This is a genomic window from Agrobacterium rosae (assembly GCF_002915175.1).
GTDB classification, from domain to species: Bacteria; Pseudomonadota; Alphaproteobacteria; order Rhizobiales; family Rhizobiaceae; genus Agrobacterium; species Agrobacterium rosae.
In genome coordinates this window covers 194,098-208,548 of the sequence record NZ_NXEJ01000006.1, presented here as the reverse complement: position 1 = coordinate 208,548, position 14,451 = coordinate 194,098, and the positions used below count along the sequence as shown (strand labels likewise).

Below are 14,451 nucleotides of genomic sequence, written 5' to 3'. Positions count from 1 at the left end.
CTTCATATGCGACAAGATTTGCCTCCCGAATGTGGCGGAATTCGCCCGCAACCATGACATTTTCGATCCAATTGATGAATGGATTTTAACTTTTAATCAAGCCTTTAGAGAAGCTTTCTCTTCAGGTACGTGCAATCCGCGCATTTATTAAATTAGTATAATTTAACATAAAGACTATATTCTGCGATTTAGAATATATTGTATTTTAAGCTGTATAGCAGAGAAAAATGCGATATTGCCGAAGGATAATTTGAGTGAGTTTTTGGGCTAATATTGGGGAACGCCTTAACGAAATCGTGAAACGAAGGATCGTTGCCGCCCTGCTGGCGATGGCGATGGCCGGTATCATGCTCGGTGCATTCAACCTTATCGATCACCGAAGTGCCGTATCTCTTCGTGAAGACCTCGAAACGCACGCCAAATATGCGCTTGATGTTTTACACGACAGCCTCGTCATGCGCTTGAGCAACGACGTCTCGACGTTGACCTCCCTCGGCCACTACGCGACTTTTACGTCAGAGGGTGCACAGACGGAACTGGACAAGATTGCCGATTACCAGTTGCAGCAATCCCATCATTTCATAGCCATTGGATTTGCGCGCGGTTTCCAGCTGGACAAACTTTATACGTCGCAATCCGCACCTGATTTTCCCGCAGAGCAAATCAGCGCGATGCTGAGCGAACGATTGGCGAAACTCGCTGCCCTTCCCGCCAATGAACGTCTGCCTGAGACGCAAATTTTCGAGCCTGCGGCAGGCGGAACCATTTTGGTCATCGTGACAATGCCGCCCGAAACGGCCACCAATGCGGAAAAGGACGAACTGGTTCTGGCCGTGGTCGACAGGCGAAAGCTTCTGCACACAATCGGCTATGATACGCTTGCGCCGCTCGATGGTAAGTCCGGCGATATCAGGTTCGAAATCCGCGACACGGTGACCAATGAGATCGTGGGCCAGGTTTTGGAGCCGCTGCACGAAAACCCCTTGGTCAAGTCCGTGGATTTGCCCGGTTCACGTTGGGAAATCCGGGCGACACCCGCGTCTGGATGGGATGCGGTGAAGCCCTATTACAGGTCTTTGCGCACGACGCTCGCCATCGCGGCAATTTCCATGCTCCTGCCCATCATCGTGGCGGCGCTGCTACTATCGGAGCGCAATCGCAATATCAAAACCCTTCGTGTTCGCGAGACGAAACTTCTCGAACTCTCCCAACGCTTCAAACTGGCGATGGACTCCTCCAGTATCGGCATCTGGGAAATCGAAAACGACACGTCTCGCTGTTATTTGGATGAGCGGGCTGCCAGCCTGCACGGCTACCCGATGTTGGAGCGGCGACCGCTGCTGACTGAGTGGCTCACGGCATTGGTAATTGAGGATCGCTCAAAAGCGGCAAGGTTTTTCTTCAACTGTTCTTCCGGTCAGCAGACCTCCTCGGAGGTCTACAGGGTTGCCTTGCCGGGTGGAACCGTACGCTACCTGCGTTCTGCCGGTTCCAGCTACATCAAGCCGGATGGATCGCATCAGACCACCGGCATTTTGTGGGACGTCACATCCGACATGATCATGGCGCAAAAGCTGCGCGAGGCGAAAGACAATAGCGACATCAAGAACGCGGAACTCGAACTTGCCCTGCATGAGCTTTCAAGCCGTGAACATGAGTTGGAAGAGCTTTCCGGACGCCTGAAACTCGCATTGGAATCCTACAATTGCGGCATATGGGAAGCGGCACATGACTATTCCAGCGCGGTCTGGAATGAGCGCATGTGCGAGCTCTACGGGCTACCACGCGAGCCGGAGCGGCATGTTACACGGGATGATTACCTGAACTGTCTCCATCCCGACGAAAGACCCATTGCCCTTATAAACAGGCTTAGAGACGCCGACGACCCCGATCGCGTTTCGACACAGCGTGTCGTCTTGGCCGATGGCAGCATTCGGTATGTAAAAGCGGTCGGTCGTCTTCACGAAAACCGCGATGGAACCAGAAAGATCGTCGGCATCGCTTTCGATGTTACCGCCGACGTTCTGCTTTCGGAACAGCTCAGCTCCGCCAAGGATGAGGCCGAAGCAAGAAACACAGAGCTGGAACAGGCAAAAACCCGTATCGAGCACAACGCGCTTCACGATCCGCTCACCGGCCTTGCAAACCGCCGCAAGCTCGATCAGGAGCTGGACGCTCTGTCATCGCCATCATCAGGGGAACGCAAGCGTTTTGCCATTCTCCATCTCGATCTGGATCGTTTCAAGCAGATCAACGACACGTTGGGACACGCGGCCGGTGACGCGGTTCTGATCCATGCGGCACAAATATTGACCCGAAACGTGCGCGAGGGAGATGTCGTCGCGCGTATCGGCGGTGACGAGTTCGTAATCCTGATCCGCCAGCTGAACGACAAGGACAACATCAAGTCGATCGCGGCTAAAATCATCTCGGATTTCAGCTATCCCTTCGATTTCGATGGCTTTACCTGTCGCTGCGGCGTCTCCATCGGCATCGCATTCGCAGATGTCGGCTCCGCCGATGCTCGCCGGACGCTCATCAACGCGGATCTCGCGCTTTACCGCGCCAAGGCGACGGGCCGGAACCGCTTCGAGTTCTTCACGCAGAACCTTCAGGCCGAAATCGTCAACCACAAACGAACGGCAGACGAAATTCTGGCCGGACTTGAGAGGGGTGAATTCGAAGCCTGGTATCAGCCGCAGTTCTGCGCCAACACACTCGCATTGACCGGCGTGGAAGCACTGGTCCGGTGGCGTCATCCCGTCAGGGGCATTCTTACCCCGGACAAGTTCCTGAAAATTGCTGAGGAAATCAATGTTGTATCGATGATAGACCAGATCGTTCTGCAACATGCACTGCAAGACAAGGAAATCTGGCGCATGAAGGGCATTGATGTGCCGCGCATTTCCGTGAACGTTTCAGTCCGCCGCCTGCACGACGATCACCTGATAGACAGTCTCAAGCAGTTGGCCATCAAGCCAGGCGAAATCACCTTCGAACTGGTAGAGGCGATTTTCCTCGATGAGAACGAAGATATCGCGACCAGCAACATCGAACGCATCAAGGCTCTGGGCATCGACATCGAAATCGATGACTTCGGCACCGGCCACACATCAATCATCAGCCTTTTGCGCCTGAAGCCAAAGCGGCTGAAGATCGACCGCCAACTGGTCATGCCCATCCTCACCTCACCGCAGGAACGCTCGCTTGTTCGCTCCATTGTGGATATCGCGCGATCGTTGGGTGTCGAGACCATCGCCGAAGGCGTCGAAACGCATGATCACGCCGCTCTCCTGCGACAGATAGGTTGCGACATGCTTCAGGGTTACGCTTTTTCCAGACCGCTCCCCCCAGAGGAATTTTCCGATTTCGCCGGTGGTGAGAGATGGCTGAAAGTCTCGTGACGATCACGACGCGTGATCCAGCCCAACGATATTTTTAGAAAACACGCAAAGGTAGGAACGGAATTGGCAAAAGAAAGGCTTTTGCCTTCCGTGCCTTTTGCACTATGAAAAACCCGCCTCTTTTTAGAAATGCGTTCCGCAAGCGGAATGCCGCTCGCTCGGTCTGATCACATGTCGCATAATACCTTCGGTTATCTTTTTCGTGTTTCCACCTGGGGCGAAAGCCATGGTCCAGCGCTCGGCTGCGTCATCGACGGCTGCCCTCCCGGCATCCGCTTCACGCTTGCAGAAGTGCAGCAGTGGATGGATAAGCGCAAGCCCGGCCAGAGCCGTTTTGTGACCCAGCGCCGCGAAGATGACATCGTGAAAGTCCTCTCCGGCGTGATGATGGACGGCGACGGTGAGACGATGATCACCACGGGCACACCGGTGTCGATGATGATCGAAAACACCGATCAGCGCTCCAAGGACTACGGCGAAATTGCCAAAAGCTTCCGCCCCGGCCATGCCGACTTTACCTATGATCTGAAATACGGCATTCGCGATTATCGCGGCGGCGGTCGTTCTTCGGCGCGTGAGACGGCAGCGCGTGTTGCCGCCGGTGCGCTCGCCCGCAAAGTGGTTCCGAGCCTCGATGTTCGCGGTGCGCTGGTGCAGATCGGCAAACACAAGATCAACCGCGCTAACTGGGACTGGAACCAGGTGGATCAGAACCCGTTTTTCTGCCCTGATGCCGCAATGGTTCCTGTTTGGGAGGAGTATCTGGACGGCATCCGCAAGGCCGGATCTTCCATCGGCGCTGTCGTTGAAGTCGTAGCAGAAGGCGTACCTGCCGGTATCGGCGCACCCATCTATGCCAAGCTTGATCAGGACATTGCCTCTAACCTCATGTCCATCAACGCCGTCAAGGGCGTGGAAATCGGCGAAGGTTTTGCTGCGGCTGAACTGACCGGCGAGGAAAATGCCGACGAAATGCGGATGGGCAATGACGGCAAGCCGATTTTCCTCTCCAATCATTCCGGCGGCATTCTGGGCGGTATTGCAACGGGCCAGCCTATCGTCGCGCGTTTTGCGATCAAGCCAACGTCATCCATTCTGACGGAACGGCAATCCATCGATACCGATGGCAACAATGTCGATGTCCGCACGAAGGGCCGACACGACCCCTGCGTGGGAATTCGCGCCGTGCCGATTGGCGAAGCGATGGTGGCCTGCACGGTTGCCGACCATTATCTGAGAGACCGTGGCCAGACCGGTCGCCTGAAATAGGAACACAAACCACCATGACATATGATCAGAAGCGTGTCGTTGAAGCTATCAGGGCCTTCGAGGCCGGTGAGATCGTTGTTGTCATGGATGATGACGACCGCGAAAACGAAGGCGATTTGATCGTTGCCGCGGTGCACTGCACGCCGGAAAAAATGGCCTTTATCGTGCGCCACACCTCCGGCATCGTCTGCGCGCCCATGCCACGGGAAGAGGCAAAACGCCTCAATCTCAACGCCATGGTCGCGGAAAACGATAGCGCCCACACCACCGCCTTTACCGTTTCCGTAGACTTCAAACACGGCACGACCACAGGCATTTCCGCCAGCGACCGCAATGTGACGGTTCGCAACCTCGCCAACCCAAACGCAGGCGCTGCGGATTTCACCCGACCCGGCCATATCTTTCCGCTGGTATCCCGCGAAGGCGGCGTGTTGATGCGCTCCGGCCATACGGAAGCGGCAGTCGATCTCTGCAAGCTGGCAGGCCTGCCGCTCATCGGCGTTATCAGCGAACTGGTGAATGATGACGGCACCGTCATGCGCGGCCCGCAGGTTTCGGCCTTTGCGGAGACCCATGGCATGAAGCAGGTGTCGGTGGCTGATCTCATCGCCTATCGTCAGCGCAAGGAAACGCTGGTCGAAAAGGAAAGCGAGTTTACGCTCGAAACGCCGTTCGGCCCCGCAAAGGCGCAGACCTATTCCCTGCCCTGGGACCCGATGGAGCATATGGCCGTCATCTTCGGCGATATCCGTGATGGCGTCGACATTCCCGTGCGCCTGCACCCGGAAAACGTGGCCGACGACATCTTCGGCAAGAAGCAGCCCGTGCAGCATTACATGGAAAAAATCGCAGCCGAAGGCCGTGGCGTCATCATCTACCTGCGCGAAGGCTCGGTTGGCGTTGGACAGGTGGCCGGACGCAGAAAATCCCGCGACCCGGAAGAAGCGCACGCCCAAGCCCGAACACGTGACGACGAATGGCTGGAAATCGGTCTCGGCGCACAGATTCTCAAGGAACTCGGCATCACCTCGATCAAGCTGCTGAGTTCCCGCGAGCGCCACTATGTCGGGCTCGAGGGTTTTGGAATTCAGATTAGCTCGACGGATATCGGGTGAATTCAGAGTATCTCCCTGACCCCTCATTCCTGTCCTTGTGACAGGAATCCAGCCAGCCCAAGTCTTTGGGTGAAAGAAGTCTTCCCGCCGCGCAGACGCGCGGCGACTGGATTCCTGTGACGAGCACAGGAATGAGGATGCGGAATGGCATCGCCCTCTCACCCCAGCCAGCCATCCAAATACCGTACAGTCTCAACACCGGTAAACTTCGCCAGCCGGTTCAGCTCAGCATCCAGCTTTGCCAGACGGCCCGAAGAGGCACGCACACCCTTTTCGAGCCAGAGGCGCCTCACATCCAGCGTTCCACCTTTACGCTCCGCCTTCATATCAATGCGACCAACCAACCTGTCCCCTTCCAGAAGCGGGAAGACGTAATAGCCGTATTGCCGCTTCGGCTCGGGCACAAAGACTTCGATGCGGTAGAAAAAGCCGAACAGCCGTTCGGTGCGAGCGCGGTTGCGCAGCAGGGGATCGAACGGGCTGAGCACGCGGATGCGGTTGGGCGGCTCGATCTCCGATTCGGCCTCGCCCACAAACCCTTCGAAGGCATAGGAGACACGCTCCTTGGCACCATCCGAAGAAGCCAGCGAGACTTCGCAGAGCTCATCGCGATGATCAGTTACCCATTGCTTGGCTTCCTGCGGCGTTACGATGTCGAAGAAGGCGGAGATTTCGCCTGACGTTGCAAAGCCCAGCCGCGTCAGTGCTTCACGGCAGGCCCAGTCGACGAACTCGTCGTGGTGAACCTCTTTATCATGATGTTCAGCCGGAATGACCCGCTCTGCGAGGTCATAGACCTTCTGAAAGTTCATCCGGCCAGCCACCGCCAGTTTGCCGGTGTGCCAGAGATATTCCAGCGCGGTCTTTGATGGATGCCAGTTCCACCAGCCACCGGACTGATGGCCCTCTGCCTTCATATCGCGTGACATGACGGGGCCGTTTTCGGCAATGCGACGATAGGTCTCCTCGAAGGCCGCATCGAACCCCTCTCCCTGCCACTTGCGCCAGCGTTCCAGAATAACGGGCTCCCGGCGGCGGAAACGGTGTTTCCAATAGGGGTAGAAGGTCGCTGGCAAAATCGAGGCATCATGCGTCCAGTGCTCGAACAGCGCCCGGTCCTTCTCCAGCAGGTCTGTGAGATGCTGCCGTTTGTAGGTCTGGTTTCGCGAGAAAATGATCTGGTGGTGCGCCCGCTCAACCGTGGCGATGCTATCCAACTGTACGAAACCGATATCCGTTATCAGTTTCAACAAATCGGCCTTGCCCATGGCACGGCTGGGCGATGCGGACAGCCCCTGTCGCGCCAGGAAGATACGTCGTGCTGCTTCGTTCGAAATCAGAATCGCCATGGTAAAAGCCTATGGTTGCGAGACTGAAAAATCAATGTTCTTTTTTTGTTCCTTGTTTCGTTTGCCCTCTCCTACGTTTATAGGAACAGCGACAGCATTTGGGGACTGGTAGTGGATATTCGTTTTAACGATGCGGGGGTGGCGTTTGAGGGCAGAGCGGCGGTCGAGCCTCTTACGCTGACGCTTAACCAACGACGCATCGGCATTATCGGCCTCAATGGTTCCGGCAAAACCACCTTCGCGCGGATGATCAATGGCCTGACGAAACCGACGAGTGGCCATGTCAGCGTCAACGGGCTGGATACGGTCAAGGACGCGTCGGAGGTTTTGAAGGATGTCGGTTTTATTTTCCAGAACCCGCAAAACCAGATCATCCTGCCTATCATCCGCGACGACATCGCCTTTGGCCTGAAGAACAAGGGGCTGAACAAGGCCGACATCGAAGCGGCGGTGGACGCCACCTTGCAGCGCTTCGATATCCAGCATCTGGCAAAACGCCGCGCGCATGAGCTTTCCGGCGGCGAATTGCAGCTATCGGCCTTGGCAGCGCTGACCATAACCAATCCGAAAATCCTCATCATGGACGAGCCGACGAACCAGCTGGACCTGAAAAACCGTGCGCTGGTGGAGCGAACCATGGCGGGGCTGGAGCAGGATTTGATCGTCATCACCCACGATCTTCCGCTGCTGGAAAGTTTCGACCGCGTGCTTCTGTTCCATCAGAACCGGCTTCACGCCGACGCATCCCCTGCCGAGGCCATCCGGCTTTACCGAGAGCTGGCACTGACATGAAAAGCCTGCACGTCGAAGGAAGTGGTTGGCTTTACCAGCTATCGCCGCGCATCAAACTGGCGAGCCTCGCCCTGTTCAGCATTGGCCTGTTCCTTACGCGCGATCCGTTCATCCTCTTCGCAGCCGTTTTGGTGGCAGGGTTGGTGCTGTGGCAGACGCATCTGGGTGTTCGGGAAATCGTTGCGCGGCTGCGGCCTGTTCTGCTGACCATTGCCATCATTGCAGCTTTCAGTTTTTTGCTGATTTCGGCAGTGGATGCGGCGATTGCTCTTTTGCGTTTGACGGCCCTAACGCTTCTGGCGACGGCGATCACGGCCAGCGTCAGCATTTCCCAGTTCATGGACGAAATCGCTTTTGCGCTGCGTCCGCTGGAAAAACTGGGGCTTGCCAAGGCCGCCGATGTCGGCTTGGCGGTTGGGCTTGTCGTGCGTTTCGTGCCTGAAGTCATCAACCGCTACGAGACTTTGCGCGATGCGCACCGCGCCCGGGGAATGAAGACCAGACTGCATACGATCCTCGTGCCGCTGATCATTATGACGTTGAAGGATGCCGATGCCATTGCAGACGCCATTGACGCGCGCGGTTTCAGAGGCCAAACCTCGTCCTCAGATTTATAGATGGAGCCTATTGAGAATGAAGACCCGTGACCTCGTTCTGATTTCACTATTTTCAGCCATCATCATCGCGCTTGGCCTGTTGCCGCCCATCCCGCTTGGCTTCATTCCCGTGCCCATTACCGCGCAGTCGCTTGGCGTCATGCTGGCCGGTGTGGTGCTGGGGGCAAAGCGTGGCACGCTGGCGGTTCTTCTCACAATCCTCATCGCCGCCATCGGCCTGCCGGTGCTATCAGGCGGCCGCGGTGGGCTTTCGATCTTCTATACGCCGACCACAGGCTTCCTGATAGGCTGGATCGCCGCAGTCTTCACCACCGGCTATCTGTCCGAACGTTTGGTCAATCGGGATCAGTCGGCCCTCGTGCAGGGTGTCAGCTTCTTTCTGGCCAGCGTTGCCGGTGGGGTAATCGTGCTGTATGCCTTCGGCATCACCTATCTCGGCTTTGCAGCTGGCATCGGTTTTCAGAAGGCCTTTGTCGGCTCCATGGCCTTCATTCCGGGCGATATCCTCAAGGCGGTTCTCTCAGCATTCGCCGGCCGCGCCGTGATGGCCGGATATCCGCTGCTGCCGCAACGCGCATAACGCTGCCCCTTTTCAGGAGTCACCGCCATGGCCACACGGCTTTACGAGCACCCGATATTCCTGGAACACATAACGCCTGCGGGTCATCCGGAGCGGCCCGACCGGCTGCGGTCGCTAAACATCGCACTAGAGCATCCCAATTTCGAGCGGCTGGAGCGCAAGCAAGCGCCGCAGGCGAACGAGGATGCCGTGTTGCTGGCGCACCCGGAGAGCCATCTGATCTCGATCATGCGGCAGATCCCGGAAGAGGATGGCGAGATCAACCGCATCGAGGCTGATACCTATGCCTCGCCCAAAAGTCTGCAGGCGACGCTGACCGGTATCGGCGCTGCCATGGCGGCAGTGGATGATGTGTTTAGCGGTGCTGCCGACAATGTCTTCGTAGCCAGCCGCCCGCCAGGCCACCATGCGGAAACAGAAAAGGCCATGGGCTTTTGTCTGTTCAACAATGCCGCCATCGCGGCCCGCCATGCGCAGAAGGTGCATGGGGCGGAACGCGTTGCGATCGTTGATTGGGACGTCCACCATGGCAACGGCACGCAGGACATTTTCTGGAACGATACCTCGGTCCTGTTCTGCTCCACACACCAGATGCCCCTTTACCCGTGGAGCGGCGATAAAAAAGAAACCGGCATCAAGAATAACGTCGTGAACGCGCCGCTTTCGCCCAACACCGGCAGCGATCATTTTCGCGAGGCGTTCAAATCCCGCGTCCTGCCGGCACTTGCCGATTTCTCGCCCGATCTCATTATCATCTCGGCGGGTTTCGATGCGCATCACCGCGACCCCTTGGCGCAGATCAATCTGGTGGGCGATGATTTCGATTGGGCAACGGGGCGAATTCTTGAGATGGCCGACAAATTTGCCGCCAACCGGGTCGTCAGCCTGCTTGAAGGTGGTTATGATCTGGAAGGGCTGGCGGAATCGGCAGCTATGCATATTTTGAGAATGATGAAGGGTTGAACATGACGGAAAATGCCAACACAGCCGATGTCAGCGGTTATTCTTTCGAAAAGGCTGTCGCCGAGCTGGAAAGCATTGTCGCCCGTCTGGAACGCGGCGATGTGGCGCTGGACGAATCCATCGCCATTTACGAGCGCGGCGAAGCCCTGAAGAAACATTGTGAAACCCTGCTGACGGCCGCTGAAAAGCGCATCGAGAAAATTCGTCTGGATCGCGCGGGCAAGCCGGTTGGCGTGGAGCCGTTGGACGGAGAATAGGTGTAACTCCCTTTGAACGATCGCCGGTCTCACCCTTTACCGTCGTCATCCTCGGGCTTGTCCCGAGGATCTAATCACGTTTGACGTTGGGGTTCGTTAGACCCTCGGGACAAGCCCGAGGGTGACGGAAAATCTAATACAGAATCCACCCATCTCTCCTTGGGCAACAGAGAACACAGCGTTTACAAGAGAACCCTCACCAGCCTCCCAAATCGTGCTAATCTACCTGCCAGTCACGCAGGAGATTTGCCATGTCGTTTTTTCCCGGAAATGACCCCGCCGCAGGCGATGCCTTTGCCTGCGATGCCATCGAGAACCTGATCATTCCGCGCTCCAGCGATATTGGTGGGTTTGCGGTCAGACGAGCATTGCCGACGCGCGACAGGCGACTGGTCGGGCCGTTCATTTTTTTCGACCGCATGGGCCCTGCCATTCTCAAAGCCGGGGAAGCGCTGGATGTGAAGCCGCATCCGCATATCGGACTCTCCACTGTGACTTATCTTTTCGATGGTGAAATCAAGCATCGTGACAGTCTCGGCACCGAACTCACCATCCGCCCGGGCGACATAAACCTGATGACGGCGGGGCGCGGCATTGTTCATTCGGAACGGACGCCGGAAAACCTGCGGGGTCATCCGCTGTCCATGTCCGGGCTGCAAACATGGCTTGCCCTGCCCGACAACAAGGAAGAAATCGCGCCGGATTTTTCACACACCGGGCGGGACGCCATGCCTGTCAACGATGTGAAAGGTGCATCGGGCCGTGTCGTCATTGGCTCGTTTGCGGGGTTATCTTCGCCGGTCAAGACGTTCACGGATACGCTTTATGTCGACCTGACGCTGGGCGCGGGCGTCAAATTCCCCTTTGCGGCAGATCATGAGGAACGGGCGATCTATATTCTCTCTGGGTGCCTGGAAGTGGCGGGAGATGTTTTTGCCGCCGATCAACTGATCGTGTTTCGCGCTGGGGACGATATTACGCTGAAGGGCGGCATCGCCGGTTGCCACATCATGATTTTTGGCGGCGCGGCGCTGAATTCCAAGCGTTATATCTGGTGGAATTTCGTGTCGTCATCAAAAGAACGTATAGAAAAAGCCAAGGAAGAGTGGAGAACTGGACGCTTCGACATTGTACCGGGGGATGAAGAGGAGTTTGTCCCTTTGCCGCAGGGTTGAAATTCGTTAAAACGATTTTAGTCTTGTCGAAGGCCAGAGTGCACACCATCTGGAAGCGGCAGATCGAACACCAAAATACGAAGGCCGAACGATTGACCGGAATGCCAGAGACACCATTGCTTGACCGGGTGAAATTCCCATCCGATCTCAAGTCCATCGAGGATCGCGACCTGCCACAACTGGCCAGGGAACTGCGCGATGAGATGATCGACGCCGTGTCCACGACCGGTGGGCATCTGGGTGCGGGCCTTGGTGTGGTGGAACTGACCATTGCTATCCATAAGGTGTTCAACACGCCGGAAGACCGGTTGATTTTCGATGTCGGCCATCAGTGCTATCCGCACAAGATTCTGACGGGTCGTCGTGATCGTATCCGTACGCTGCGGCAGGAAGGCGGCCTTTCCGGCTTCACCCGTCGCGCGGAAAGCGAATATGACGATTTCGGCGCTGGCCACTCCTCCACCTCCATTTCCGCCGGTCTCGGCATGGCCGTGGCGGCCGAGCTTGACGGCAGCAACCGCAAGGTTATTTCCGTCATTGGTGATGGCTCGATGTCCGCTGGCATGGCGTTCGAGGCGCTGAACAATGCCGGTGCGCTGGATGCCCGGCTCATCGTCATTCTCAATGATAACGACATGTCGATTGCGCCGCCAACCGGTGCCATGAGCGCTTATCTGGCGCGTCTGGCGTCTGGCCGCACCTATATGGGCTTCCGTGATTTCGGCAAGAAGTTGACGGCCTATCTGGGCAAGACCATCGACCGCGCCATCACCCGTGCCGTGACCCATGCGCGTGGCTATGTCACCGGTGGCACGTTGTTCGAAGAGCTGGGCTTCTACCACATCGGCCCTATCGACGGTCACTCCTTCGAGCATCTGTTGCCGGTGCTGCGCAATGTGCGCGACAACCAGAAGGGCCCAGTGCTGATCCATGTCGTGACGCAGAAGGGCAAGGGCTACGCGCCCGCCGAAGCCGCTGCTGACAAGTATCACGGCGTCAACAAATTCGATGTCATCACCGGCGCGCAGGCGAAAGCCAAGCCCAATGCACCGAGCTACACGAGCGTCTTTGCGGAAGCGCTGATCCAGGAAGCCACGCTTGACGACAAGATCGTTGGCGTCAGCGCAGCCATGCCGAACGGCACGGGTCTGGATAAGCTCGCCGAATTGTTCCCCACACGCAGCTTCGATGTCGGCATTGCCGAACAGCATGCGGTGACCTTTGCCGCTGGCCTTGCTGCGGATGGCTACAAGCCGTTCTGTGCGCTCTATTCCACTTTCCTGCAACGCGGCTATGACCAGCTGGTGCATGATGTGGCCATTCAGAGCCTGCCGGTGCGCTTTCCGATAGACCGCGCCGGTTTCGTCGGCGCTGATGGCCCTACTCACTCCGGCTCTTTCGACACGACGTTCCTCGCCACCCTGCCCGGCATGGTAGTGATGGCCGCTTCGGACGAGGCGGAACTGAAACATATGGTGCGCACGGCGGCTGCCTATGATGAAGGTCCGATTTCCTTCCGCTATCCACGCGGCGAAGGGGTCGGCATCGAGATGCCGGTGCGCGGCGAAATTCTGGAGATCGGCAAGGGCCGAATCGTCAAGGAAGGCACAAAAATCGCGCTGCTTTCCTTCGGTACGCGCCTTGCGGAATGCTTGGCTGCGGCCGAAGATCTGGATGCGGCGGGCCTTTCCACCACGGTTGCAGACGCACGCTTTGCCAAGCCGCTCGACCTTGATCTTATTCGCCAACTGGCCAGCCATCACGAAGTGCTTATCACCATCGAAGAAGGCTCGGCAGGTGGCTTCGGTGCGCATGTGCTGCATTTTATGGCCAGTGCCGGTCTGCTCGACACGGGCCTGAAAGTCCGCACCTTGACGCTTCCCGACCAGTGGGTCGAGCAGGCCAAGCCGGAAATCATGTATGCCAATGCAGGCCTTGACCGGGCGGGCATCGTATCCACCGTATTCAACGCACTGGGCCAGAAACAGGCGGGCGTCGGTTACGCCGTTTAGCCGTTCTGCCTGCGCGCATGGACAAGATTTAACTTGGATTTCCTTTTCCGCCCTCTACAAACAAGCGTTTTGTAGAGTGGAAAAATTGATGAAAAGAAGAACTGTTATTCTTGGAGGAGGCGTTATTATCGCCGCATCCGCAGCGGGCATATCGCTGTGGCCTCGCCAGCATAAAGCCATTGCCGCCCGTCAGTTCGACTGGAAGGGAACCGATTTTCTCCACGGTGGAACCAAGGCGGTCGACATCGCGAAACTACCGTCGCCGGTGTTTCGAAGCAGTCCGAATTGCATCGTCACCGCAGCCCAGACAGTTGGCCCTTGCCACGTCAATAACGTGCCGCTGCGGGAAGATGTTTCCGAAGGCAAGTCTGGTCTTCCCATGCGCATGGCGGTCAGAATTGTCCATAGCGCCGATTGTCGGCCAATAGAGAATGCAGACGTGGAAATCTGGCATACCGATCACCGCGGAATCTATTCCGGTCGTGAGGCGGCCGACATGTGCACCGCGAACGACGCCGAAGCCCTCAGCGGCCTTGCCTTTCGCGGGCGGCAACTGACCAAGGCGGATGGTCAGGCAACGTTTCTCACCGCTTATCCAGGCTGGTATCGCGGTCGCGCACCTCACATTCATTGCCGCATCTTGGTCGATGGTAAGGAACTGCTCGTCAGCCAGCTTTATTTTGACGATACGCTGAGCGATATCGTCTATGGCCAGCATCCGGATTATATCGGCAGACCACGGCGCGACACCGCCAATGGTGACGATAACATCATCCCAGCCGATGCGACGGACCATATTTTCGATTTCGAGAAACTCGAAAGCGGCGTCCTGTCCGCGACGATCACAATCGGGCTTTCATCTTAAGCTACAAAAGAAAACCCGCCGGATCGCTCCGGCGGGTTGTGAATGTCAGACTG

The 14,451-nt window shown here is 57.1% G+C and carries 12 protein-coding genes; 11 read left to right on the top strand and 1 reads right to left on the bottom strand.

Going from position 1 to position 14,451, the window contains the following annotated elements; all coding sequences use genetic code 11:
• The first annotated feature begins 254 nt into the window (after window positions 1-254).
• The 3 genes from CPJ18_RS12110 (at window position 255) to ribB (ending at window position 5,788) form a co-directional block, all read left to right on the top strand.
• Window positions 255-3,404 carry a bifunctional diguanylate cyclase/phosphodiesterase gene (locus tag CPJ18_RS12110; protein ID WP_245445397.1) on the top strand — a complete coding sequence of 1,050 codons (3,150 nt, stop codon included), beginning with the start codon at window positions 255-257 and terminating at the stop codon, window positions 3,402-3,404.
• Window positions 3,405-3,575: 171 nt separating this feature from the next.
• Window positions 3,576-4,673 carry a chorismate synthase gene (gene aroC, locus CPJ18_RS12105; protein ID WP_077119345.1) on the top strand — a complete coding sequence of 366 codons (1,098 nt, stop codon included), beginning with the start codon at window positions 3,576-3,578 and terminating at the stop codon, window positions 4,671-4,673.
• 14 nt (window positions 4,674-4,687) lie between these two features.
• Complete coding sequence (gene ribB / locus CPJ18_RS12100; RefSeq protein WP_103584904.1) at window positions 4,688-5,788, top strand: 3,4-dihydroxy-2-butanone-4-phosphate synthase; 1,101 nt, start codon at window positions 4,688-4,690, stop codon at window positions 5,786-5,788.
• A 158-nt stretch (window positions 5,789-5,946) separates the two neighbouring features.
• On the opposite strand, the gene CPJ18_RS12095 is transcribed toward ribB, so the two are convergent.
• The gene (locus CPJ18_RS12095) at window positions 5,947-7,137 is read right to left on the bottom strand and encodes a winged helix-turn-helix domain-containing protein (protein ID WP_103658541.1); all 1,191 of its coding nucleotides are present in this window, start codon (window positions 7,135-7,137) and stop codon (window positions 5,947-5,949) included.
• A 111-nt stretch (window positions 7,138-7,248) separates the two neighbouring features.
• Here CPJ18_RS12095 and CPJ18_RS12090 point away from each other — a divergent pair, with 111 nt between their 5' ends.
• From CPJ18_RS12090 to CPJ18_RS12055, 8 genes are all read left to right on the top strand, one after another.
• Window positions 7,249-7,929 (top strand): energy-coupling factor ABC transporter ATP-binding protein, encoded by a 681-nt coding sequence (locus CPJ18_RS12090; protein WP_103658539.1) that lies wholly within the window; start codon window positions 7,249-7,251, stop codon window positions 7,927-7,929.
• Complete coding sequence (locus tag CPJ18_RS12085) at window positions 7,926-8,546, top strand: CbiQ family ECF transporter T component (protein WP_103658537.1); 621 nt, start codon at window positions 7,926-7,928, stop codon at window positions 8,544-8,546. The genes CPJ18_RS12090 and CPJ18_RS12085 overlap by 4 nt, the downstream gene beginning before the upstream one ends.
• 16 nt (window positions 8,547-8,562) lie before the next feature.
• Entirely contained in the window at window positions 8,563-9,126 is a 564-nt protein-coding gene (locus CPJ18_RS12080) for a biotin transporter BioY (RefSeq protein ID WP_103658535.1), read from the top strand.
• A 27-nt stretch (window positions 9,127-9,153) separates the two neighbouring features.
• Complete coding sequence (locus CPJ18_RS12075; protein ID WP_103658533.1) at window positions 9,154-10,089, top strand: histone deacetylase family protein; 936 nt, start codon at window positions 9,154-9,156, stop codon at window positions 10,087-10,089.
• Between the two features lie 2 nt (window positions 10,090-10,091).
• Complete coding sequence (locus CPJ18_RS12070) at window positions 10,092-10,346, top strand: exodeoxyribonuclease VII small subunit (RefSeq protein WP_042618153.1); 255 nt, start codon at window positions 10,092-10,094, stop codon at window positions 10,344-10,346.
• 251 nt (window positions 10,347-10,597) lie between these two features.
• Window positions 10,598-11,521, top strand: coding sequence for a pirin family protein (locus CPJ18_RS12065; RefSeq protein ID WP_103658531.1), 924 nt, complete (start codon window positions 10,598-10,600; stop codon window positions 11,519-11,521).
• Between the two features lie 101 nt (window positions 11,522-11,622).
• Entirely contained in the window at window positions 11,623-13,533 is a 1,911-nt protein-coding gene (gene dxs / locus CPJ18_RS12060) for a 1-deoxy-D-xylulose-5-phosphate synthase (protein ID WP_245445406.1), read from the top strand.
• 88 nt (window positions 13,534-13,621) lie between these two features.
• The gene (locus tag CPJ18_RS12055; protein ID WP_103658529.1) at window positions 13,622-14,398 is read left to right on the top strand and encodes a dioxygenase family protein; all 777 of its coding nucleotides are present in this window, start codon (window positions 13,622-13,624) and stop codon (window positions 14,396-14,398) included.
• Window positions 14,399-14,451: the final 53 nt, after the last annotated feature.

Coding starts and splice junctions, on each gene's coding strand:
- aroC (WP_077119345.1), top strand. CDS start 3,576: ATGTCGCATAATACCTTCGGTTATCTTTTTCGTGTTTCCACCTGGGGC.
- ribB (WP_103584904.1), top strand. CDS start 4,688: ATGACATATGATCAGAAGCGTGTCGTTGAAGCTATCAGGGCCTTCGAG.
- CPJ18_RS12095 (WP_103658541.1), bottom strand. CDS start 7,137: ATGGCGATTCTGATTTCGAACGAAGCAGCACGACGTATCTTCCTGGCG.
- CPJ18_RS12085 (WP_103658537.1), top strand. CDS start 7,926: ATGAAAAGCCTGCACGTCGAAGGAAGTGGTTGGCTTTACCAGCTATCG.
- CPJ18_RS12080 (WP_103658535.1), top strand. CDS start 8,563: ATGAAGACCCGTGACCTCGTTCTGATTTCACTATTTTCAGCCATCATC.
- CPJ18_RS12075 (WP_103658533.1), top strand. CDS start 9,154: ATGGCCACACGGCTTTACGAGCACCCGATATTCCTGGAACACATAACG.
- CPJ18_RS12070 (WP_042618153.1), top strand. CDS start 10,092: ATGACGGAAAATGCCAACACAGCCGATGTCAGCGGTTATTCTTTCGAA.
- CPJ18_RS12065 (WP_103658531.1), top strand. CDS start 10,598: ATGTCGTTTTTTCCCGGAAATGACCCCGCCGCAGGCGATGCCTTTGCC.
- dxs (WP_245445406.1), top strand. CDS start 11,623: ATGCCAGAGACACCATTGCTTGACCGGGTGAAATTCCCATCCGATCTC.
- CPJ18_RS12055 (WP_103658529.1), top strand. CDS start 13,622: ATGAAAAGAAGAACTGTTATTCTTGGAGGAGGCGTTATTATCGCCGCA.